Annotated in this window: 21 protein-coding genes and 1 pseudogene; 14 read left to right on the top strand and 8 right to left on the bottom strand. The window is 60.4% G+C overall.

Annotated elements, in window-relative coordinates:
- Positions 1 to 87: 87 nt before the first annotated feature.
- The 3 genes from BN1123_RS11280 (at position 88) to BN1123_RS11270 (ending at position 4,028) form a co-directional block, all read left to right on the top strand.
- Positions 88 to 615, top strand: a complete 528-nt coding sequence (locus BN1123_RS11280) for a potassium-transporting ATPase subunit C (RefSeq protein ID WP_017783526.1) — start codon at positions 88 to 90, stop codon at positions 613 to 615.
- A gap of 102 nt (positions 616 to 717) precedes the next feature.
- Positions 718 to 3,306 carry a sensor histidine kinase gene (locus tag BN1123_RS11275; RefSeq protein WP_042027069.1) on the top strand — a complete coding sequence of 863 codons (2,589 nt, stop codon included), beginning with the start codon at positions 718 to 720 and terminating at the stop codon, positions 3,304 to 3,306.
- 38 nt (positions 3,307 to 3,344) lie between these two features.
- Positions 3,345 to 4,028 carry a response regulator gene (locus tag BN1123_RS11270; protein ID WP_042027068.1) on the top strand — a complete coding sequence of 228 codons (684 nt, stop codon included), beginning with the start codon at positions 3,345 to 3,347 and terminating at the stop codon, positions 4,026 to 4,028.
- Between the two features lie 4 nt (positions 4,029 to 4,032).
- On the opposite strand, the gene BN1123_RS11265 is transcribed toward BN1123_RS11270, so the two are convergent.
- Complete coding sequence (locus tag BN1123_RS11265) at positions 4,033 to 5,160, bottom strand: multidrug effflux MFS transporter (protein ID WP_042027067.1); 1,128 nt, start codon at positions 5,158 to 5,160, stop codon at positions 4,033 to 4,035.
- Between the two features lie 94 nt (positions 5,161 to 5,254).
- Here BN1123_RS11265 and BN1123_RS11260 point away from each other — a divergent pair, with 94 nt between their 5' ends.
- Entirely contained in the window at positions 5,255 to 6,079 is an 825-nt protein-coding gene (locus BN1123_RS11260; RefSeq protein ID WP_042027066.1) for an AraC family transcriptional regulator, read from the top strand.
- Here the strand turns inward: BN1123_RS11260 and BN1123_RS20945 are convergent.
- Positions 6,009 to 6,242, bottom strand: coding sequence for a hypothetical protein (locus tag BN1123_RS20945; protein ID WP_005307116.1), 234 nt, complete (start codon positions 6,240 to 6,242; stop codon positions 6,009 to 6,011). The genes BN1123_RS11260 and BN1123_RS20945 overlap by 71 nt on opposite strands.
- A 282-nt stretch (positions 6,243 to 6,524) precedes the next feature.
- On the opposite strand from BN1123_RS20945, the gene BN1123_RS11255 reads away from it, so the two are divergent.
- On the top strand, positions 6,525 to 7,775 hold the full coding sequence (locus BN1123_RS11255; RefSeq protein ID WP_042027064.1) for a valine--pyruvate transaminase: 1,251 nt from the start codon (positions 6,525 to 6,527) through the stop codon (positions 7,773 to 7,775).
- A 75-nt stretch (positions 7,776 to 7,850) separates the two neighbouring features.
- On the opposite strand, the gene BN1123_RS11250 is transcribed toward BN1123_RS11255, so the two are convergent.
- Both BN1123_RS11250 and BN1123_RS11245 read right to left on the bottom strand, forming a co-directional pair.
- Positions 7,851 to 8,291, bottom strand: a complete 441-nt coding sequence (locus BN1123_RS11250) for an Hsp20 family protein (RefSeq protein WP_042027063.1) — start codon at positions 8,289 to 8,291, stop codon at positions 7,851 to 7,853.
- Positions 8,292 to 8,384: 93 nt separating this feature from the next.
- Positions 8,385 to 8,798, bottom strand: a complete 414-nt coding sequence (locus BN1123_RS11245; protein ID WP_010635612.1) for an Hsp20 family protein — start codon at positions 8,796 to 8,798, stop codon at positions 8,385 to 8,387.
- 283 nt (positions 8,799 to 9,081) lie between these two features.
- On the opposite strand from BN1123_RS11245, the pseudogene BN1123_RS21975 reads away from it, so the two are divergent.
- Positions 9,082 to 9,234, top strand: a pseudogene (locus BN1123_RS21975) (VOC family protein); the annotation flags it as partial.
- A gap of 119 nt (positions 9,235 to 9,353) precedes the next feature.
- Here BN1123_RS21975 and gyrB read toward each other — a convergent pair.
- From gyrB to dnaA, 4 genes are all read right to left on the bottom strand, one after another.
- Positions 9,354 to 11,765, bottom strand: a complete 2,412-nt coding sequence (gene gyrB, locus BN1123_RS11235) for a DNA topoisomerase (ATP-hydrolyzing) subunit B (RefSeq protein ID WP_042027062.1) — start codon at positions 11,763 to 11,765, stop codon at positions 9,354 to 9,356.
- The gene (gene recF, locus BN1123_RS11230; protein WP_042027061.1) at positions 11,762 to 12,865 is read right to left on the bottom strand and encodes a DNA replication/repair protein RecF; all 1,104 of its coding nucleotides are present in this window, start codon (positions 12,863 to 12,865) and stop codon (positions 11,762 to 11,764) included. The genes gyrB and recF overlap by 4 nt, the downstream gene beginning before the upstream one ends.
- Before the next feature lie 2 nt (positions 12,866 to 12,867).
- A complete protein-coding gene (gene dnaN / locus BN1123_RS11225; RefSeq protein ID WP_026456354.1) occupies positions 12,868 to 13,971 on the bottom strand; it encodes a DNA polymerase III subunit beta in 1,104 nt (367 codons plus the stop codon).
- Positions 13,972 to 14,054: 83 nt separating this feature from the next.
- Positions 14,055 to 15,425 carry a chromosomal replication initiator protein DnaA gene (gene dnaA / locus BN1123_RS11220; RefSeq protein WP_042027058.1) on the bottom strand — a complete coding sequence of 457 codons (1,371 nt, stop codon included), beginning with the start codon at positions 15,423 to 15,425 and terminating at the stop codon, positions 14,055 to 14,057.
- Between the two features lie 312 nt (positions 15,426 to 15,737).
- On the opposite strand from dnaA, the gene BN1123_RS11215 reads away from it, so the two are divergent.
- From BN1123_RS11215 to mnmE, 8 genes are all read left to right on the top strand, one after another.
- On the top strand, positions 15,738 to 16,496 hold the full coding sequence (locus tag BN1123_RS11215; protein WP_026456356.1) for an amino acid ABC transporter substrate-binding protein: 759 nt from the start codon (positions 15,738 to 15,740) through the stop codon (positions 16,494 to 16,496).
- The gene (locus BN1123_RS11210; RefSeq protein WP_156130550.1) at positions 16,497 to 17,165 is read left to right on the top strand and encodes an amino acid ABC transporter permease; all 669 of its coding nucleotides are present in this window, start codon (positions 16,497 to 16,499) and stop codon (positions 17,163 to 17,165) included.
- A gap of 12 nt (positions 17,166 to 17,177) precedes the next feature.
- Positions 17,178 to 17,912, top strand: a complete 735-nt coding sequence (locus BN1123_RS11205; RefSeq protein WP_042027057.1) for an amino acid ABC transporter ATP-binding protein — start codon at positions 17,178 to 17,180, stop codon at positions 17,910 to 17,912.
- A gap of 270 nt (positions 17,913 to 18,182) precedes the next feature.
- A complete protein-coding gene (gene rpmH / locus BN1123_RS20940) occupies positions 18,183 to 18,317 on the top strand; it encodes a 50S ribosomal protein L34 (protein ID WP_005307156.1) in 135 nt (44 codons plus the stop codon).
- A complete protein-coding gene (rnpA, locus tag BN1123_RS11200) occupies positions 18,317 to 18,676 on the top strand; it encodes a ribonuclease P protein component (protein WP_026457269.1) in 360 nt (119 codons plus the stop codon). Before rpmH ends, rnpA begins: the two co-directional genes overlap by 1 nt.
- Complete coding sequence (gene yidD / locus BN1123_RS20935; RefSeq protein WP_010672280.1) at positions 18,643 to 18,891, top strand: membrane protein insertion efficiency factor YidD; 249 nt, start codon at positions 18,643 to 18,645, stop codon at positions 18,889 to 18,891. Before rnpA ends, yidD begins: the two co-directional genes overlap by 34 nt.
- A gap of 5 nt (positions 18,892 to 18,896) precedes the next feature.
- Positions 18,897 to 20,543 carry a membrane protein insertase YidC gene (gene yidC, locus BN1123_RS11195; RefSeq protein ID WP_042027056.1) on the top strand — a complete coding sequence of 549 codons (1,647 nt, stop codon included), beginning with the start codon at positions 18,897 to 18,899 and terminating at the stop codon, positions 20,541 to 20,543.
- Positions 20,544 to 20,641: 98 nt separating this feature from the next.
- On the top strand, positions 20,642 to 21,750 hold a 1,109-nt coding region (gene mnmE, locus BN1123_RS11190), incomplete at its 3' end, for a tRNA uridine-5-carboxymethylaminomethyl(34) synthesis GTPase MnmE (protein ID WP_082037532.1).

The raw sequence follows: 21,750 nt of genomic DNA, 5'->3' as shown, positions 1-21,750 counted from the left end.
GTCATCACCGGCCTGGGGTTGGTGTAACGGCATCACCGGATGCGGGGCAGACCCGCATCCACTCAACGTATTTGGAGCAAACACATCATGATCGCAATCAGAACCCTGCTGACCCTGACCCTGCTGCTGGGGGTGGCTTATCCGCTGGCCGTCACCGGACTGGCCCAGCTGCTCTTCCCCTGGCAGGCCAACGGCAGCCTGCTCACCAATGACAAGCAGCAGGTGGTCGGCAGCGCCCTGCTGGCCCAGAAGTTCGAACGGGCCGACTACTTCCACTCCCGCCCCTCCGCCAGCGACTTCGCCACCATAGGTGGCGGCGCCAGCAACCTGGGGATGAGCTCGCCGCTGCGGGCCGAGTTTGCCGCAGCGGCGGCCAGGGCGCAGCCGGAAGCCAGGGTCCCCGCCCTGCTGACCCGCTCCGCCTCCGGCCTCGATCCCCATCTGCCGCTCGATGCGGTGCTGGCTCAGGTGGACCGGGTCGCCGGGCAACGGGGGCTGGATCCCGTTCGGCTGACGGAGCAGGTCAAGTCGGCGGCACAAGCTGGTATCCTTGGCCCGCAGGTGGTCAACATTCTCCAGTTGAACCTGCAACTCGATCATCAAAAGGGCGCCTGAGGGCGCTCCTTGCCGTTCGGGAAGGCTCCCTTTCGACAACGGGGACAAGCATGAGCAATGAGGTCACGGCCGCGGTTCGGCCGATGCAACGGGAGCGCGGGGATGCGTGATGAAGTGAGGGCAGACGCCCTGCTGGCGAGCCTGGAGCAGGAGCACAGGGGCAAGCTGAAGGTGTTTCTCGGTGCCGCCCCCGGTGTGGGCAAGACCTATGCCATGCTGCAGGCGGTGCGGGAACAGGCCAAAGAGGGGGTCGACATCCTGATCGGGGCGGTGGAGACCCACGGCCGCCAGGAGACCCTGGCCCTGCTCGACAAGCTCGCCATCCAGCCGCGCAAGCTGCACCTGCACCGCCAGCAGCGGCTGGAGGAGATGGATCTGGACGGCTTGCTGACCCGCAAACCCGCCATCGCCGTGGTGGACGAGCTGGCCCACAGCAACGCCCCCGGCAGCCGCCACGAGAAGCGCTGGCAGGATGTGGAGGAGCTGCTCGGTGCCGGCATCGACGTCTACACCACCCTCAACGTGCAGCACCTGGAGAGCCTCAACGATCTGGTGTGGCAGCTGACCGGGGTCAGGGTCAAGGAGACCCTGCCCGACCAGGTACTGCTGGAGGCCGACAGCCTGGTGCTGATCGACCTGCCCCCCAAGGAGCTGCTCGGCCGCCTCAAGGAGGGCAAGGTCTATGTGCCCCACCAGGCCAAGGCCGCCCTGCTGTCCTTCTTCTCCCTCAACAACCTGACCGCCCTGCGGGAGCTTGCGATGCAGACCGCCGCCAGCCACGTGGAGGGGGATCTGCAACTGCAGTGGCAGGCTGCCGGCAAGACCACCTTGCCGCTGCGGGGCAAGTTGATGGTCTGCCTCGGCGACGAGCACGGCGCCGCCCTGGTGCGCTACGGCCACCGCTTCGCCCAGCGCCGCCAGCTGCCCTGGCTGGTGGTGCACGTCGACAGCAAGGGGCAGCGTTCCGCCGAGCAGGAGCAGGCGCTGGCGCTCGCCTCCCAGCTGGGGGCCAGGGTGTTGACCCTCTCCAGCCCGGCGGTGGCCGACGCCCTGATGGAGACGGCCGAACAGCAGCAGGTGTCGCAACTGCTGCTGGGCAAGCCCCACAAGGCGCCGTGGCGCCGCTCCCTGGTGCAGCATCTGCTCAGGCAGGCACAGGGGCTCGAGATCACCCTGGTGGACACAGAGAAGCGCAAACCCGGCCTGAACTGGCAGCCGCTTCACCCCAAGGACATTCGCCAGAGCCTGCTGGCGGTAGCCATCATGGGGACCACCTCGGCCGCCGTCTGGGGGCTGTCCCACTGGCTGCCGCCCGCTTCCCTGCCCATGCTGTTCGTGCTGGGAGTGCTGGCCACCGCGCTCACCACCAGCCTGGTGCCCGCCATCTTGGCTGCCGTGCTGGGCTTCGTCGGCCACAACCTGCTGTTCACCGTCCCCTACTTCTCCCTCAGCGTCGCCAGCCACAGCGACCTGCTCACCCTGTTCGTGCTGCTCATCGTCGGCATCACGGCCGGGCGGCTCGCCTCCCGTCAGCGCCAGCAGCTGGTCGGCCTGCGCGAGACCCAGCAGCTGGGCAACGCCCTGCTCTCCCTGAGCCAGGGGCTGGCCACTGCCAGCAGCCCGGTCGAGGTGCTCAGGCAAGGGAGCCAGGCCATCTCGCTGGCGCTGGGCCAGCCAGTGTTTGCCCTCGATCGGCACTACCAGTACTGGGCCGGCTCGACCGAGCACAAGCCGGGGCAGACCGACAAGGCGGCCATCGACTGGTGTCTGGCCCAGAAGCAGAGCGCCGGCGCCCACACCGCCACCCTCAACGCGGCCGAGGCCCAGTACCATCACCTCAGCGATGATCTGGTGCTGGGCATACTGCTAGCCAATCCGCTCGCCTCCTCGGCCGAGCACCAGCTGCAGGCGCTGCTCACCGACATTCGCGCCGCTCTGGCACGGATCGATCTCAACGAGCGGCTGGCCGACAGCCAGCTGCAGGCGGAGACCGACCGGATGCGCGCCGCCCTGCTCTCCTCGGTCTCCCACGATTTGAAGACCCCGCTCGCCACCATCATGGGGGCCGGCAGCACCCTGCTGGAATATGGTGACCGGATCAGCAGCGAAGACCGCAGCGAGCTGTTGCACTCGGTGCAGGAGGAGGCGCGCCGCCTGCACAGCTATGTGCAGAACCTGCTGGACATGACCCGCATCGGCTCACCCGACTTCCAGCTGAAACGGGACTGGGTCGATCTGGCGGATCTGGTGGAGAATGCCCGCCGCCGGCTCGACTCCTCCTGGCGCCAGCACAAGCTGCTGGTGCACTTCGATCAACAGATCCCCCGGCTCTATGTGCATGGCGCCCTGATCGAGCAGGTGCTGGTCAACATCCTCGACAACGCCTCCCGCTACTCGCCGGCCGGCACCCCCATCGAGTTCAAGGTGATGCTGGCGGACCCCGACCTCATCATCGACATCATAGATATCGGGGTCGGCATCGCCGAGTCGGATCGGGACAAGATCTTCAACCTCTTCTACACCCAGCCGGTCGGTGATTGCGGCAGCCGCGGTACCGGGCTTGGCCTCGCCATTTCCCGCGCTATGATAGAGGTCCATGGGGGCCGCATCTGGGCCTTTTCCGGCCCCAACGGCAACGGTACCTGCATGCGCATCTCCCTGCCGCTGGCCCTCAATGCTCCGGCGGCCTGATGGTCGCCGCCCTTTTTCATCAGCGAGCTGGAGGTTGAATGGCTCACATACTGGTCATCGACGACGAGGCGGCCATCCGCCGTTTTTTGCGGATCAGCCTGATCGCCGAAGGCCATCAGGTCAGCGAGGCCGTCGGCGTCAACGAGGGCGTGGCGCAGTATCGCCACCTCAACCCCGACCTGGTGATCCTGGATCTGGGCCTGCCGGATGGGGATGGCCTCCAGGTGTTGCAGGCCATTCGCGAGCACCATCAGCATCCGGTACTGGTGCTGTCGGCGCGGGACTCGGAGCAGGAGAAGGTGCGCCTGCTGGATGCAGGAGCCAATGACTACATGAGCAAGCCGTTCGGCGTCGGCGAGATGATGGCCCGTATCCGAGTGCTGCTGCGCCAGCGGGCTGGGGTCAGTAGTGGCGAGCAGCGTCACTTCCCCCAGTGCGGGCTGACCCTGGACAGCAGCAGCCATAGGGTCACCCTGAGGGAGGAAGAGGTGGCCCTCTCCCGCAAGGAGTTCGCCCTGCTGCAGGCGCTGGTGTGCCACCCCGGCAAGCTGGTGCTGCAGACCCAGCTGCTCAACGACATCTGGGGGCCGAGCCACAAGGAGGACACCCACTACCTGCGCATCGTCATCGCCAGCCTGCGCAAGAAGCTGGGGGATAACCCTCAAGACCCCGCCCTTATCGAGACCGAATCCGGCATCGGCTACCGTTTTATCGGCAGCTGATGTTTCACGTGGAACGACGCCAGCAACAACACAGGGCCAACAGACCGCAGCCACCGAGCAGCAGACCGAGATCCTGCAGCCAAGCGGCGACGGCGAGCCCCAGGCTAAGCAGCAGGTAGTAGCCGAGCCCGAACAGGGCGCCGGCACTGCCCGCTACCTCTCGATAGGCCAGCAGCGCCTGGCTCAGCACATTGGGGATCGCCAGCCCGAATGCCACTACCACTCCCGTCATGGGCAGCAGAAACCAGAGCGACGCCTGACTGGCCCACACCAGCCAACCCGAGCCCAGCGCCAACACGGCGGCGAGCCGGATCAGGGAGCCAGGCAGCCAGCCAAGCCCCAGCAGACGCTTGTTGAGCAGGCTGCCCCCCAGGGTCGCCAGTGCCAGCACGATACCGGAGTAACCAAACTCGCCCGCGCTCAGCCCCAGCCCGGCAAACAGAAACGGCGCCAGACTGTAGTAGCCGAACAGCATGGTGTTGAACAGGGCCACCAGAGCGGCGCTGCGCCACAAGCCGGTATCACGCACCATCCGGCATGCCAGCGGCCAGAGTGCCACTCGCTGGGTGGTGATCGGCCGGGTTTCCGGCAACTGCCGGCAGGCCATCAGCAACAAGCCGATTGCCAGTGCCAGCAGGGCGCCAAATACCCCGAGATAACCAAAACCATCGGCCAGCAGGCCGCCGCTCACCAACCCCAGCACTGGGCTGAGGGAGAGCGCTATGCCCATCACCGAAAAGACCCGTGCGAGATCGCTGCCCTGATAGCTGTCGCGCAGCATGGTCTGGGTCACCACTGAACCCACGGCGGCGCCGAAAGCCGCAATGACCCGGGCCAGCAGCAGGGTTTCAAACTGGGTGGCCAGCAACGCCAGCAGGGTGCCGGCGCCATAGGCCAGCAAGCCCGCCAGCATGGCTGGGCGCCGACCGATGAGATCGCACAACCGACCCCAGCAAACCACGCCCGCCGCAAACGCCAGAAAATAGACCGACAGGGTCTGGGATGCCTGCCCCTCGCTCACCCGAAACTCAGTGGCGATATGAGTCAGCACCGGGCTGTAGATGGTCTCCACTATCTGCGGAAACATCATCAGTCCGACCACCAGCCAGAGCGGTGGCAACTTGTTGTTCATGACAAACCTCCTTCACTAGAGAGGCCGTCATTCTAGAGTGACGCCAATTGTCCGATTACAATAAGCAAGACTATAAACATCAAAAATCGGACACATGGCCTTTATTCTTCCCGATCACCCTTTTGATCCGGACCAGCACGACGGCAGTGCCATCGGGATCGCCGCCGCCCTCGGCTGGCACGACTCTGGCCGCCACCAGCACAGGCGCCATCAGCTGCTGTTCGCCCAGGCCGGCTGCATGACCATAGAGCTGGACGATCAGGTCTGCCTGCTGCCGCCGACGCGGGCCGCCTGGTTGCCGGCGGGTCTGCCCCATCGGGTGCTGATGCGCGGGGTGGTGGCCTATCGCTCCCTCTATTTCACAACCGAACCCGGCTTGCCGGCCGAGATGGCGGTGCTGGCGGTCAACCCGCTACTGCGGGAGATCATCGAACGGATGGCGCTCTGGCCGTGGGACAAGCCGGAGGCAGAGCAGACCTGCACGCTGGCATTATTGAAAGAGGAGCTGGCGCAAGCGCCGCGGGAATCCTGGCAGTTGCCGCTGCCGTCAGACCCACGTCTGGCCGGCTGGCTGCAGGAAGTGAAGCGGGGCGATGCCCTGCCCGATCGGCTCAACCGGCTGGCCGAACGGGTGGGTGCCAGTGACAAGACCATAGGCCGTATCTTCATGCGGGAGACCGGCATGAGCTACCAGGCCTGGCGTCAGCAGTGGCGACTGCTGCGAGCGCTGGAGCTGCTGGCAGAAGCCGAGCCCATCAGCCGGGTGGCGGCTGCGCTGGAGTTCGCCAGCGACAGCGCCTTCATCGCCTTCTTCAGGCAACATACGGGGCAGACCCCCTTGCGCTATCTCAACTCTCGGGGTGAGTCGCATCGGCCGAGCTCGCCTCCACCACCAGGGTATCCAGCGCCAGCGGCTTGAGGTTGTGAATGGCTTCCGCCACCACGGCATGGGAGGCCTGCTGCTGCTGGGCCAATATTTCCTGCTCCAGCTTGACGCTGTCCAGTTCGGGTCTGGGGTATTCGTCGGCCATGACGTTCAGGCTCAGGCTGCTGGCAATCAAGGTTGCGATCAGGATTTTCATCTGGTGTGCTCCGGTGTGGTTGAGATGACCAGATAACTATTCCAATTGTCGTGCCACATCTATAACAACATGATTTTGTTCAAATTAATTGTTTTTAGATAATAAATGGCGCCAGTTGGAAAACATCCTGTAGTCAGGATTGAACCAACAAGTGGTTATTTTCACCACACTAGATTTTGCCTGCTGTTCCACGTGGAACGTCCCATCTTTTTGATCGACACCCGCTTTTAAACTGAGCTATGGTGCTAGCTCCCCCGTAACTGACTCTGGATCTGTCACCGAATGGAATTTTCCTTGTTCGGCGAGAAGTTCACTCGCCATGCCGGTATTACCCAACTCATGGATGACCTTAATCAGGGGCTGACCAATCCGGACGCCATCATGCTGGGTGGCGGCAACCCAGCCCCCATCCCCGCCATGCTGGAACGCTTTCAGGCCGAGGCCAAGAGCCTGCTCGACAACGGCGAGCTGGTGAAGGCGATGGCCAACTACGATGGCCCCCAGGGCAAGGACAGGTTCACCAAGGCGCTGGCGGCCCTGCTCAGCAAGGAGCTGGGCTGGGAGATCTCCGCCCGCAACATCGCCCTGACCAACGGCAGCCAGAACGCCTTCTTCTATCTGTTCAACCTGCTGGCGGGCGAATTTGCCGATGGCCGCAAGAAGAAGGTGCTGTTCCCGCTCGCCCCCGAGTACATCGGTTATGCCGACTCGGCACTGGCAGACAACTACTTCGTGGCCTACAAACCCACCATCGAGAAACTGCCCGACGGCCAGTTCAAGTACCACGTGGACTTCGAGAGCCTGCAGGTGGGTGACGACATCGGGGTGATCTGCGTCTCCCGGCCGACCAACCCGACCGGCAACGTGTTGACCGATGAAGAGATCGAGCACCTCGAGCAGATCGCCCGCGACAAGGGCATTCCGCTGCTGATCGACAATGCCTATGGCGTCCCCTTCCCTGGCATCATCTTCAGCGAGGCCAAGCCGTTCTGGAACGCCAACACCATCCTCTGCATGAGCCTCTCCAAGCTGGGGTTGCCGGGCACCCGCTGCGGCATCGTCATCGCCGACGAGAAGATCATTCAGGCCATCACCAACCTGAGCGGCATCATCAATCTGGCACCGGGCAGTCTGGGCCCCGCCATCACCATTCCGATGATCGAGAGCGGCGAGATCATCGCCCTCAGCGAGCAGGTGGTGAAACCCTTCTATCGGCAGAAGGCGGAGCTGGCGGTGCAGCTGCTGCGCGAGGCCATCCCCGATCCGCGCTTCCACATCCACAAGCCGGAAGGCGCCCTCTTCCTCTGGCTCTGGTTCGAAGACCTGCCGATCCACTGCCAGGAACTGTATGAGCGATTGAAGACGAAGAACCTGCTGATCGTGCCGGGCCACTACTTCTTCCCCGGCATCGACGATCCCGAGTGGCGTCACAGCCGGGAGTGCATCCGCCTCAACTACTCCCAGAGCGAGGAGCTGGTGCGCCGCGGCATCGCCATCCTGGCTGACGAGATCAACACCCTCTACGCCGGCTAAGCCAGTTCGGCGATACAAAAACAGAGAGGCCTGCAAATGCAGGCCTCTCTTCTATCAGCTGGTCAGCGGTACTGTTTAGCCGGGCAGCGCCAGCTGCTCGGGTTTGCCGATGGGGATGGCGCGGGGCTTGAGCGCCTCCGGCAGCTCGCGGGCCAGCTCTATGGTCAGCAGGCCATGCTCCAGCTTGGCACCCTGCACCTCTACATGCTGGCTCAGCTTGAAGGCGAGCTCGAAGTCCCGCTCGGCGATCCCTTGATGGAGGAACTGGCGCTCGCCCATGGAGGCGACCTTGCGCCCCTTCACCTTGAGAGTGCCGTTTTCGGTCTCCAGCTCCAGCTCATTGCGATCGAAACCGGCCACGGCAACCGTGATGAGGTAGCTGTCGTGATCGCGTTTTTCGATGTTGTACGGGGGGTAGGCCGAGGTCTTCTGATCGAACAGGCCTTCCAGCTCACGGGCCATCCGCTCGAAGCCGACGGCATTGGAATAGAGATGAGAAAAATCGAGGTTACGCATGATCCTATCCTTCTATAAAGCAACAGGGTTTACTCTCCACGGGCCCGTCAATCGGCACCCGGGAAACATCAACAATGCAACGAGGTCAGGCTGTCAGCCGTTGATCTCGATCTTGCGGGGCTTCATCGCCTCGGGCACTTCGCGCACCAGGTCGATGTGCAGCAGACCGTTTTTCAGGTCGGCGCCCTTCACCCGCACATAGTCGGCCAGCTGGAAGCGACGCTCGAAGCCACGTTCTGCTATGCCTTGATAGAGGTAGTTACGCTCGGTATCGGCCTGCTTGTTGCCCTTCACCGTCAGCAGATTTTCCTGGAAGCTCAGCTCCAGCTCTTCCTGGGTAAAGCCCGCCACCGCCATGCTGATGCGGTAGTCGCTGTCACCCAGCTGCTCGATGTTGTAGGGGGGATAACCGGCATTGCCATTGCTGGCCGCAGATTCGATGAGATTGGCCAGACGATCGAAACCGATGGCAGAACGATAGAGCGGAGAAAAGTCGATAGAACGCATAGTATTATCCTCTTTTGAGCGATAACGGATTGTTTACCCTCCTTATGGACGGGCGCTTGGTCGAAACCTCTGTCGAGCGTTCCGGCCTTGTTATCTATATAAGGGCCCGCTTTCGGCTTTCAAGGGCTCTGATCGAAAAATCTTCTCTCCGCCCATTTGCAGGCTTTTTCCTTATTGGGCTTCCTCCCCCAGTCACAAACGACTGAAGAGCTGAGGGCCACAGCATGTCCCGTTGCAAACCAGAAAGGGGGCTGGAGCCAACCTTCACTTTCTCCGATGATACTCTGCCGTCGATCGCCTGTTTGCCGAGTGGCAAGTGCGCGGACTCACTCTGATCCAGGAAACGACCCGGATGGAGTTTGGTTACACCTGCATGACTCTCGATCCGGACGGCCATCGTCTGCGCCTCTACTGTCCGGCCGCCGAACTCATATAAGTCTGTACAGTCACACTAAGGAGGAGCCATGTTTCACGTGGAACGTGCCACCTCCTCCGTCAAAAAACAAAAAGCCGCTCACAAGGAGCGGCTTTTTTATATCGAGCTGGCTGCGTCGATTAGACGTCGAGGTTGGCCACCCGCAGGGCGTTGGTCTCGATAAAGTCGCGACGCGGCTCTACTGCATCACCCATCAGGGTGGAGAAGAGCTGGTCAGCACCGACGGCATCGTCGATGGTGACACGCAGCATGCGGCGGGCTTCCGGATCCATGGTGGTTTCCCACAGCTGATCCGGGTTCATCTCGCCCAGCCCTTTATAGCGCTGGATGTAGATGCCACGCTTGCCTTCGTTCATCAGCCACTCGACCGCTTCAACGAAGCTGGAGACCGGCTTCACCTTCTCGCCACGCTTGATGTAACCGCCTTCCTCGATCAGGTTGGCGATCTCCTTGCCCAAGGAGACCAGCTGGCGGTACTCGGAGGATTGCAGGAAGTCGTAGCTGATCGGATATTCGCGGTCGACACCGTGCTGACGTACCACTGCGTGCGGCACGAACAGGCTGCGCTCTTCGTCACGACGCACCTGCATCTGGTACTGGATGCCCTGGTTGCTCTCGTTGAGCACGGCTTCCATGCTCTGACACCAGGCCTGCAGATCGCTCTCGCTAGTCAGCAGGGCTTCGTTCAGTTCCGGCTGATAGATCAGCTGGGTCAGCACGGCTTCCGGCGCACGGCGGGACATGCGGGTGATCAGGTGGGTCACGGCGCGATGCTGGTTGACCAGACGCTCCAGTGCCTCGCCGCCGATGGCGGGGGCGGACTCGTTGACGTGCAGGGTCGCACCATCCAGCGCCATGGCAGTCTGGTATTGCAGCAGCGCATCTTCGTCTTTCAGGTACTGCTCCTGCTTGCCCTTCTTCACCTTGTAGAGCGGTGGCTGGGCGATATAGACGTAGCCACGCTCGATGATTTCCGGCATCTGGCGATAGAAGAAGGTCAGCAGCAGGGTACGGATGTGCGCACCATCGACGTCCGCATCCGTCATGATGATGATGTTGTGATAGCGCAGCTTGTCCGGGTTGTATTCGTCACGACCGATGCCGCAGCCCAGCGCGGTGATCAGGGTGCCCACCTCTTGCGAGGAGATCATCTTGTCGAAACGGGCCTTCTCCACGTTCAGGATCTTGCCCTTGAGCGGCAGGATGGCCTGGTTCTTACGATTGCGACCCTGCTTGGCGGAACCACCCGCAGAGTCACCCTCCACTATGTAGAGTTCGGAGAGGGCCGGGTCTTTCTCCTGACAGTCCGCCAGCTTGCCGGGCAGACCTGCGATGTCCAGCGCACCCTTGCGGCGGGTCAGTTCGCGGGCCTTGCGGGCCGCTTCACGGGCGCGGGCCGCATCGATGATCTTGTTGACCACGATCTTGGCATCGCCCGGGTTTTCCAGCAGGAAGTCGGCCAGCTTCTCGCCCATCGCCTGTTCGACCGCAGTCTTCACTTCAGAAGAAACCAGCTTGTCCTTGGTCTGGGAGGAGAACTTGGGATCCGGCACCTTGACGGAGATAACGGCAATCAAACCTTCACGCACGTCGTCACCGCTGGCGGCAGATTTGGCCTTCTTGCTGTAGTCCTCTTTGTCCATATAGGAGTTGAGGGTACGGGTCAGCGCGGTACGGAAGCCCACCAGGTGGGTGCCACCATCGCGCTGCGGTATGTTGTTGGTGAAGCAGTAGACACCTTCCTGATAGGCGTCGTTCCACTGCATGGCGACTTCGACGCCGATACCGTCCTGTTCGGTGGTGAAGTGGAACACCTTCGGGTGGATCGGGGTCTTGTTCTGGTTCAGATACTCGACGAACGCCTTGATGCCACCTTCGTAGCAGAAGTGCGCCTCACGGCCGTCACGCTCGTCCATCAGACGAATGGAGACGCCGGAGTTGAGGAAGGAGAGCTCGCGCAGGCGCTTGGCCAGGATCTCGTAGTGGAACAGAGTGTCGCTGAAAATGGTCGGGCTCGGCCAAAAGCGTACTTCGGTCCCGGTGGTGGTGGCATCACCGATCTGCTTGAGCGGAGCCTGCGGCTCGCCCAGGTGATAGGTCTGCTCGTAGACGTGGCCGTTGCGACGAATAGTCAGCAGCAGCTTGTCAGAGAGGGCGTTTACGACAGAGACACCCACACCGTGCAGACCACCAGATACCTTGTAGGAGTTGTCGTCGAACTTGCCGCCGGCGTGCAGCACCGTCATGATGACTTCGGCAGCGGAACGGCCCTCTTCCGGGTGAATGTCGACCGGAATGCCACGACCGTTGTCGCGGACGGAGACGGAGCCATCGGAATGGATCTTGACCTGAATCTCGGAGCAGTAGCCAGCGAGCGCCTCGTCAATGGAGTTATCGACCACTTCGAACACCATGTGGTGCAGGCCCGAGCCGTCATCCGTATCGCCGATATACATCCCCGGGCGCTTGCGGACCGCATCCAGGCCCTTCAGTACCTTGATATTCGAGGAGTCGTAAGTATTTTCACTCATAGCTTACTCTCTGCCTTCTCTAACGTTTCGGAGATCTTGCCTTGTTCCACGTGGAACAACTTGCAGTCATTCGCATCCATCATGTCCGCGAGCTGACCAGTGTCGATGGCGGTGATGAACACCTGGGACGCACACTGCTTCAGCCTTGCAGCCAGCAAGCGGCGCTTCTCGACATCCAGTTCAGAGGCAAAATCATCAATTAAAAAAATACAGCCACGGCTGCCATGTTGATTCAAATAGAGCCCTTGGGCCAGCCGCATGGCACAGACCAGCAACTTCAACTGACCCCGGGACAAAATATCCTGAGCAGGCACCCCGTTCGCCTTGAGGCGCACATCGGCTTTCTGTGGACCGACGCCGGTATAGCCCAGCGACCGATCCCGCTCAAATCCCGCCTCAAGCAACTCGTTGAGGGGGGTATCCTTCTCCCAGCCCCGATAGAAACCTAGGCTGATATCGAATTCCGGCAAAAAGTCCGCCGTCATCTCCTTGATAAGGGGCGTAATAGCCTGACAATAGTTGGCGCGAAACGCCGCTAACTCGCCCCCCAACCGCACCAGCTCCTGATCCCAGAACGCCAGCTGGCGATACTGGGTGCTCTGACGCAGCAGCGCATTGCGCTGTTTCAGCAGGCGCCGCACTCGACCCCACAGGGCGAAGAAGGTCGGCTCTTGATGAAAGACCCCCCAGTCGAGCCAAGCCCGGCGAGCCTGGGGCCCACCGGTCAACAGATTGAAGCCATCTGGATGGATCAACTGCACCGGCAGCAGCTCGGCCAGATCGGCCAGACGCTGGGCCTGGGCCCCGGCAATCTTGAGCTGGGTCTCGCCACTCTTGTCCTTGGCGAGACCGATGGGGACCTGGCGCCCCTCCAGTTCGCACTGGGCGAACAGGGTAAACGCCCTCTCCCCCTGGCGGATGACCCGCCCGGTCAGGTGAGTGCGAAAGGAGCGCCCCAGACCGAGGTAGTGAATGGCTTCCAGCACGCTGGTCTTGCCGCTGCCATTGCACCCGACCAGGATGTTGAGGCCGGGTGACAGCTTGAGACTGGCTTGCTGGATATTGCGAAAGTCGCTGAGCTGGAGTTTGACCAGAGACACGACTAGATCCGCATCGGCATTACCACATACTGAGCATCCTGATTGTCAAAATCCTCAATAATGGCACTGCTGACGGAATCGCTCAGACTGACCCGGATTTGGTCACATTTTAACGTATTCAGCACGTCCAGCACATAAGAGACGTTGAAGCCGATCTCCATCTCGCCAGCGGCATATTGTACGTCAAGCAGCTCTTCGGCTTCTTCCTGTTCCGGGTTGTTGGCGGTGATGCGCAGCAGGTTTTCCTGCAGATTGAGACGCACACCACGGAATTTCTCGTTGGAGAGGATGGCGGCACGGGCAAAGGCCTGGCGCAGATCCTCGCGACCGGCGATCAGGGCCTTGTCGCTGTTGCGCGGAATGACACGGCGCCAGTCCGGGAAGCGGCCATCCACCAGCTTGGAGGTGAAGATGAAACCGTCGAGGGCGGCGCGCAGGTTACTGCGGCCGATCTGCAGCCGCACCGGCTTGTCTTCCGCCTCCAGCAGACGCACCAGTTCCAGTACCCCTTTGCGCGGCAGGATAACCTGATGATCGGGCAGCGATTCCCCCACTACCTCGCGGCGGCAGGTAGCCAAGCGGTGACCGTCGGTCGCCACAGTGCGCAAGCCATGCCCTTCGCTCTCGAACAGCATGCCGTTCAGGTAGTAACGCACGTCCTGGCTCGCCATGGAGAACTGGGTAGCATCGATCAGCTTCTTCAGTTCCAGCTGGCTGATGTCGAACTCGAGCACGGACTCCCAGTCCTCGATGTTCGGGTATTCGGTCGCCGGCAGGGTCGACAGGTTGAAGCGGGAGCGGCCGGAACGGATGATCAGGCGCTCGCCTTCGGTATTGAGACGGATCTCGGCGCCTTCCGGCAGGCCGCGGCAGATATCCAGCAGCTTGCGTGCCGGCACTGTGGTGCGGCCATCTTCACTGGCTCCGTTCAGATAGACCTGACCGATCATCTCTACTTCAAGATCGGTACCGGTCAGTGACAGCAGACCGTTGCTGACATCAAGCAGCACGTTGCCGAGGATCGGCAGGGTCGGTCGGCCACCGAGGGCGCCGGACACCAGTTGCAGAGGACGTAACAGGGCCTCACGGCTAATTTCGAGCTGCATCTGTGCTCTCCGTAGTGATTAGGAGGAAAGGATTCGGATCAGGTTGGAATATTCGATCTGCATCTGTGCACTTGGTTCCGTTATCAGGAAGAAAGGGTACGGATCAGGTTGGAATAGTCCTCCTTGATGTCGTGACTCTCTTCCTTCAGCTGCTCGATCTTGCGGCAGGCATGAAGAACGGTGGTGTGGTCACGGCCACCAAAGGCATCACCTATCTCCGGCAAACTGTGGTTGGTCAGCTCCTTGGCCAGCGCCATCGCCAACTGGCGAGGACGGGCAACGGAGCGGGAACGGCGCTTGGAGAGCAGATCCGCCAGCTTGATCTTGTAGTACTCCGCCACCGTCTTCTGGATATTGTCGATGGTGACCAGCTTCTCCTGCAACGCCAGCAGATCGCGCAGCGCTTCGCGCACGAAATCGATGTTGATGGCGCGGCCCGTGAAGTTGGCGTTGGCGATCACCCGGTTGAGGGCACCTTCCAGCTCACGGACGTTGGAACGCAGCCGCTTGGCGATGAAGAAGGCCACTTCGTCCGGCAGGTGGATCTGGTTCTCGTCCGCCTTGCGCATCAGGATGGCAACCCGGGTCTCCAGCTCCGGCGGCTCGATCGCCACGGTCAGACCCCAGCCGAAGCGGGACTTGAGACGATCCTCGACACCGTTGATCTCCTTCGGATAGCGATCCGAGGTCAAGATGATCTGCTGGTTGCCTTCGAGCAGGGCGTTGAAGGTGTGGAAGAACTCCTCCTGGGAGCGCTCCTTGTTGGCGAAGAACTGGATGTCATCGATGAGCAGGGCGTCGACGCTGCGGTAATAGCGCTTGAACTCTTCGATGGCGTTGTTCTGCAGCGCCTTCACCATGTCTTGAACGAACCGCTCGGAGTGCATATAGATGACTTTTGCATCTTTTTTGCTCTCCTTGATGGCATTACCGACAGCGTGTAGCAGGTGAGTTTTACCCAGACCAGTGCCGCCATAGAGGAACAGCGGGTTGTAAGCGCCACCCGGGTTATCCGCCACCTGACGGGCAGCCGCACGGGCCAACTGGTTGGACTTACCTTCGACGAAATTCTCGAAGGTATAGTTCACGTTGGTGTTGCTCTTGTGGTTCGGTTCCGGCTTGGCTTCGGCCTTGCTTTCCCAGCTCTTCTGCAAGTTATTCACAGGTGCGGCACCCTGTGCCGGCGCTCTGGCGACAGCCACGGGATGGGGACGATTACCGATATCAAAACGCAGGGCGGGGCCATCGACCCCGCAGAGTTCATTGATGATGCCGTTCACCCGGATGAGGTACTTGTCTCGTACCCAGTCCAGAACGAAGCGATTCGGTGCATACAGGGTCAGAGTATTGTCACTCAACTCCGCTTGAAGCGGCCGGATCCACATGCTGAATTCTGCCGAGGGCAACTCATCTTGCAGCCGGTTAAGGCACTGCTGCCATAGCGAAGCAGTCACTCTAAACTCCTGTCGATTGATTAACTAAAGACCGGCTATTCTACTTTTTTAGCCGCCGGATCTCCAGCCGTCACCCCATGGATCCAGCAAATAAGATCCTTGACTTTCAAGGATCCAGCGCCATTGGATCATCATTCATCCCCAAAGTTACCCACAGCTTGATCCACCGCCATAAACGATGGATCCGGACCTCATCGTCATGTTATTTCATATAACAAAATGTCATTTATTTTTTAAATTTTATTCCAATAACATCAGCGCGAAACCAGTTATTCCAACTACAAATACAAGACATTCAGAGAGAGAAACCCCATGAAAACATCTATCAAGCTCATTTCCGGCGCTGCCATTCTGCTGGCCACCCTGTCCGGCCAAGCCATCGCCCAGGAAACCATCAAAGTTGGCATGTCCGGCAAATACTTCCCGTTCACCTTCGTCAAGCAGGACAAGCTGCAAGGCTTTGAAGTGGATATGTGGAACCAGATCGGCGAGCGCACCGGCTACAAGGTCGAATTCGTGACTGCCAGCTTCTCCGGCCTGTTTGGCATGCTGGAAACCGGCCGTATCGACACCATTTCCAACCAGATCACCATTACCGACGAGCGCAAGGCCAAGTACAACTTCTCCCAGCCTTACGTCTATGACGGCGCCCAGATCGTGGTCCGCAAAGGCAACAGCACCATCCACGGCTTCAAGGACCTGGAAGGCAAGACGGTGGCCGTGAACCTCGGCTCCAATTTCGAAGAGCTGCTGCGCAAAAACGACCCGAACAAGAAGATCGATATCCGTACCTATGACTCCAACTTCGAGCAGGACGTCGCTCTGGGTCGTATCGATGCTTTCGTGATGGACCGCGTCTCCACCGCCCAGCTGATCAAGGAGTCCAAGCTGCCGCTGCAACAGGCTGGCGCGCCGTTCGAAACCATCGAGAACGCCCTGCCCTTCCTGAAAACTCCGGAGAAAGAGGTGGTGCTGAAGAAGGTTGACGAGGCCCTGACCGCCATGCGCAAGGATGGTTCCCTGCGTCAAATTTCCGAGAAATGGTTCGCCGCGGATATCACGACCAAATAAATGATGGATTTCGACTTCGAATACACGCTGGGGCTGTTTCCCATTCTGCTCAAATATCTGGGCACCACGATGGAAATGGCCCTGTGGGGATTCGTATTTGCACTCGTACTGTCGCTGGCCCTGGCGATAGTACGGGTGTTTCGCGTTCCCGCAATTCACTGGCTGGCGATGCTCTATATCTCGTTCTTTCGGGGTACTCCGCTGCTCGTTCAGCTGTTCCTGCTCTATTACGGGCTGCCGCAACTCTTCCCCATCTTCGTGGGGATGGATGCCTTTACCGCCGCCATCATAGGGTTGACCCTGCACTTCGCCGCCTACATGGCCGAGTCGATCCGTGCCGCCATTCTGGGGATACACAAGAGCCAGATGGAGGCCTCGCTCAGTATCGGCATGAGCCGTTACCAGGCGATGCAACGGATCATTCTGCCGCAGGCGGCCCGCATCGCGACCCCGTCGCTGATGAACTACTTCATCGACATGATCAAGAGTACCTCGCTGGCGTTTACCCTGGGGGTGGCCGAAATCATGGGCAAGGCGCAGATGGAGGCCTCCTCCTCCTTCAAGTTCTTCGAGAGCTTCATGGCGGTGGCCCTGGTCTACTGGATAGTGGTCATCTTCTTCACCCGCTTGCAGCATCTGCTGGAAGTGCGCCTCAACCGTGCCTATTAAAGGAGGGCCACCATGATCAAGCTAACCGGCCTCGCCAAGGCATATGACGGCAACCAGGTGCTGAACAGCATCGATTTGGAGGTCAAAAAGGGGGAAATCGTCGTTATTATCGGTCCCTCGGGTACCGGCAAGTCGACCCTGCTGCGCTGCCTCAACCTGCTGGAAACCCCGGATGCGGGCCAGCTGGTCATCGACGACCTGCAACTCAACCTGGCCAGCGCCAGCGAACAGCAGGCCATCGAGCTGCGCAAGCGAGCCTCCTTCGTATTCCAGAACTACGCCCTGTTTGCCAACAAGACGGCACAGGACAACATCGCCGAAGGACTGATCACCGTCTGGAAGCAGCCGAAGGCGGAGGCCCGCGCCACCGCCCTCGGTATCCTGGAAGACATAGGCCTGGCCGACAAGAAGGATGCCTACCCGGCCTCCCTCTCCGGCGGCCAACAACAGCGGGTGGGTATAGGCCGCGCCATGGCGGCCCACTCCAAGGTCATCCTGTTTGACGAGCCCACGTCAGCCCTCGATCCCGAATGGGTCGACGAGGTGCTGGGGCTGATGAAGAAACTGGCACGCCAGCACCAGACCATGGTGGTGGTGACCCATGAGATCGAATTCGCTCGGGATGTCGCCGATCGGGTGATCTTCATGGAGGGAGGGCGGATCGTGGAGCAGGGTCCGCCAGATCAGATACTGGTCGATCCCAAGGATCCCCGAACCCGGGAGTTCCTGCGCAAAGTGCTAAAATAGCTCTCTCTTTGGCGGCCTGGCCGCCTTTTTTATTGGTGGATCCCTTGTTTAACAACGGCCAGCCAGTATAATCCGGAGCCCTTGATCCTCCGGATCCTCACACCCTGCCATGGTCCTTTCAAGACCGGAACAGGATGGAAGGGAACGGCGGATTGACTAAAAGCCGAACTCTGTTTAGAATTCGGCCTCTTTTGCTAGTCGTCACACGCTATAGCTGGCGCGTCGGCTAAGTGTGACAATCAAAACTGTACAGTAATACGGAATCGAATCATGAAACGTACTTTTCAACCGTCCAACCTGAAGCGCAAGCGCTCTCACGGTTTCCGCGCCCGCATGGCTACTGCCAACGGTCGTAAAGTTCTGGCCGCTCGTCGTGCCAAGGGTCGTGCTCGTCTGGTAGTTTAATGCCTACCCAGCACACCTTCTCTCGGGAGTTACGTCTGTTAACTCCCGAACACTTCAAACGCGTATTCGCCGAGCCTGTCCGGGCCGCTTCCCCGCAAATTACGCTTCTCGCCTGCCCCAATTCACTCGAACACCCACGTCTTGGTCTCGCCGTGCCCAAAAAAGCACTCAAGCGTGCCGTCTGGCGTAACCGTGTCAAACGTGTGGTTCGGGAAAGTTTCCGCCTCAAACAGCATCAGCTGCCCGCTATCGACATCGTGGTGATCGCCAAGGCCGGTGTGAAAGAGATGGATAACGAGGAACTGTTCAAGTTACTGGAAAAGCTATGGCGCACTCTGTCACGCCGTTGCAATGGGTAGCTATCAAACTGATACGCCTGTATCAGCTAATCATTAGTCCCCTGCTGGGGCCGCGCTGCCGTTTTACCCCGACTTGTTCCCAATTTGCGATAGAAGCAATCCGACTTCACGGTTTCATAAAAGGCGTTTGGTTAGCTAGCAAACGTCTATTAAAATGCCATCCCTTATCCGAGGGTGGTTATGACCCGGTTCCGCAACCAAAGCGAAGAAACTGAAGACTATGGAATCACAACGCAATCTACTCCTGATCGGTTTGCTGTTCGTGAGCTTTTTGCTCTGGCAACAGTGGGAGTCCGACAAGGCTCCGAAGCCGGCCCCGACAACCGTGGCCCAAACCGAACAATTCGTACCTGAAGCCGGTCAGTCCGGTGATATTCCTCAGGTTTCCGAGCAAGCCAATGCGAGCGCCGCACGCAAGCTGATCACCGTCTCCTCCGACGTGCTCAAGCTGACCCTGGATACCCAGGGCGGTGACATCGTCTCTGCCGAACTGCTGGCCCACAAGCTGGAAGAGGGCAAGGACAAGCCGTTCGTGCTGCTGACCAGCCAGCCTGACCACCTCTATGTCGCCCAGAGCGGCCTGGTTGGTCGCAATGGCCCCGACAGCCAGGCCGAAGGTCGTCCCACCTATGAAGCCGCCCAGACCAGCTACCAGCTGGCCGACGGTCAGGATCAAGTCGTGGTTCCCATGACCTGGACCGACAGCAAGGGTGTGGTCTTCACCAAGGAATTCGTGCTCAAGCGCGGTGACTACGCCGTTGGCGTCGATTACAAGATCGACAACAAGTCTGCCGAGCCGGTCCAGGTACAGTTCTATGGTCAGCTGAAGCAGACCATTGCAACGCCGAAGGATCAGGAAGGTCATGCCATGGTGGCCAGCGCCTACCGTGGTGGCGCCTTCTCCAGCGAAGACACCCGCTACAAGAAGTACACCTTCGACGAGATGAAGGATGCCGACCTGAGCAAGACCACCCAGGGTGGTTGGGTCGCCATGCTGCAACACTACTTCGTCTCTGCCTGGGCGCCGAATGCCAACGACACCAACAGCTTCTACAGCCGCGTGATCCCGGGCAAAGCCCAGGCCATCATCGGCTACAAGGCACCGCTGGTTGACGTGGCCGCCGGTCAGCAGGTCGAACTGACCAGCAAGCTGTGGGTCGGTCCCAAGCTGCAAGACCAGATGGCCAAGGTAGCCAATCACCTCGACCTGACCGTCGACTACGGCTGGCTCTGGTTCATCGCCCAACCGCTGCACTGGCTGCTGACTGTGTTCCACGGCCTGGTCCAGAACTGGGGTGTGGCCATCATCATGCTGACCCTGCTGGTTCGCGGTATCATGTTCCCGCTGACCAAGGCCCAGTACACCTCCATGGCCAAGATGCGCATGCTGCAGCCCAAGATTGCTGCCCTGCGCGAGCGCTTCGGCGACGATCGCCAGAAGATGTCTCAGGGCATGATGGAGCTGTACAAGAAGGAGAAGGTCAACCCGCTGGGTGGCTGTCTGCCGATCCTGGTTCAGATGCCGATCTTCATCGCCCTCTACTGGGCACTGATGGAATCCGTTGAGCTGCGTCACGCGCCGTTCGCCCTGTGGATCACCGACCTGTCAGTGAAGGACCCCTTCTTCGTGCTGCCAATCCTCATGGGTGCCTCCATGTGGTATCTGCAGAAGATGAGCCCGACCACCATTACCGACCCGATGCAGCAGAAAGTGATGCAGTTCATGCCGATCATCTTCACTTTCATGTTCCTCTGGTTCCCGGCAGGTCTGACCCTGTACTGGCTGGTGAGCAACGTCATCTCCATCATCCAGCAGACCATCATCTACCGTCAGCTGGAGAAGAAAGGCCTGCACTCACGCAACTGATGCGCAGCCAATCTTCCCGTGATGACAAAAGAGGCGGCCTTCGGGCCGCCTTTTTTATTACAATGTCCACCAATTACCGAACAAACGAGCCAAGCAAGATGACTACAGATACGATCGTGGCCCAGGCCACCGCCCCCGGCCGTGGCGGCGTCGGCATAGTCCGGGTCTCCGGTCCCGCCGCCGAACAGGTGGCCGAGATAGTACTCGGCAAACGCCCGCGAGTGCGTTACGCCGAATATCTGCCGTTCAGGGATGAGCAAGGCGAAGTGCTGGATCAGGGCATCGCCCTGCTGTTCAAGGCCCCCAACAGCTTCACCGGCGAAGACGTGCTGGAGCTGCAGGGCCACGGCGGCCCGGTCATCATGGACATGCTGGTGCGCCGCATCCTGCAGATCAAGGGGCTGCGCCCTGCCCGCCCCGGCGAGTTCAGCGAGCGCGCCTTCATGAATGACAAGCTGGATCTGGCCCAGGCCGAAGCCATCGCCGACCTCATCGAAGCCTCCAGCGAGCAGGCCGCCCGCAGTGCCATGCACTCCCTGCAGGGGCAGTTCTCCAACAAAATCCAGCAGCTGGTGGAGAGCCTGATCCGCCTGCGCATCTATGTGGAAGCGGCCATCGACTTCCCGGATGAAGAGATCGATTTTCTCTCCGACGGCAAGGTAGCGGGGGATCTTTACTCCATCATGGGGTCGCTGGACGAGGTTCGCAGCGAAGCCAGGCAGGGCGCCCTGCTGCGGGAAGGGATGAAGGTGGTGATCGCCGGTCGTCCCAACGCTGGCAAGTCGAGCCTGCTCAATGCCCTGGCCGGGCGCGAGTCCGCCATCGTCACCGAGATCGCCGGTACCACCCGCGATGTGCTGCGCGAGCATATCCACCTGGATGGCATGCCTCTGCACATCATCGACACCGCCGGCCTGCGCGACACCCAGGACAAGGTGGAGCAGATCGGCATTGAGCGTGCCTGGGCCGAGATCGAACAGGCCGACCGGGTGCTCTTCATGGTGGATGGCACGACGACAGATGCGGTGGACCCGCGGGAAATCTGGCCGGAATTTGTTGATCGGTTGCCAAAAAACATCGGCCTCACCGTCATTCGCAACAAGGCCGACCTGACCGGTGAAGATCTGGCGCCGAGCGAGGAGCTGGGCCACGCCGTCTATCGCATCTCCGCCAAGACCGAGCTGGGGCTGCCCGCCCTGCGCGAGCA

The organism is Aeromonas enteropelogenes, from assembly GCF_000819845.1.
GTDB classification, from domain to species: domain Bacteria; phylum Pseudomonadota; class Gammaproteobacteria; order Enterobacterales; family Aeromonadaceae; genus Aeromonas; species Aeromonas enteropelogenes.
This window is presented reverse-complemented; position numbering and strand designations above follow the sequence as displayed.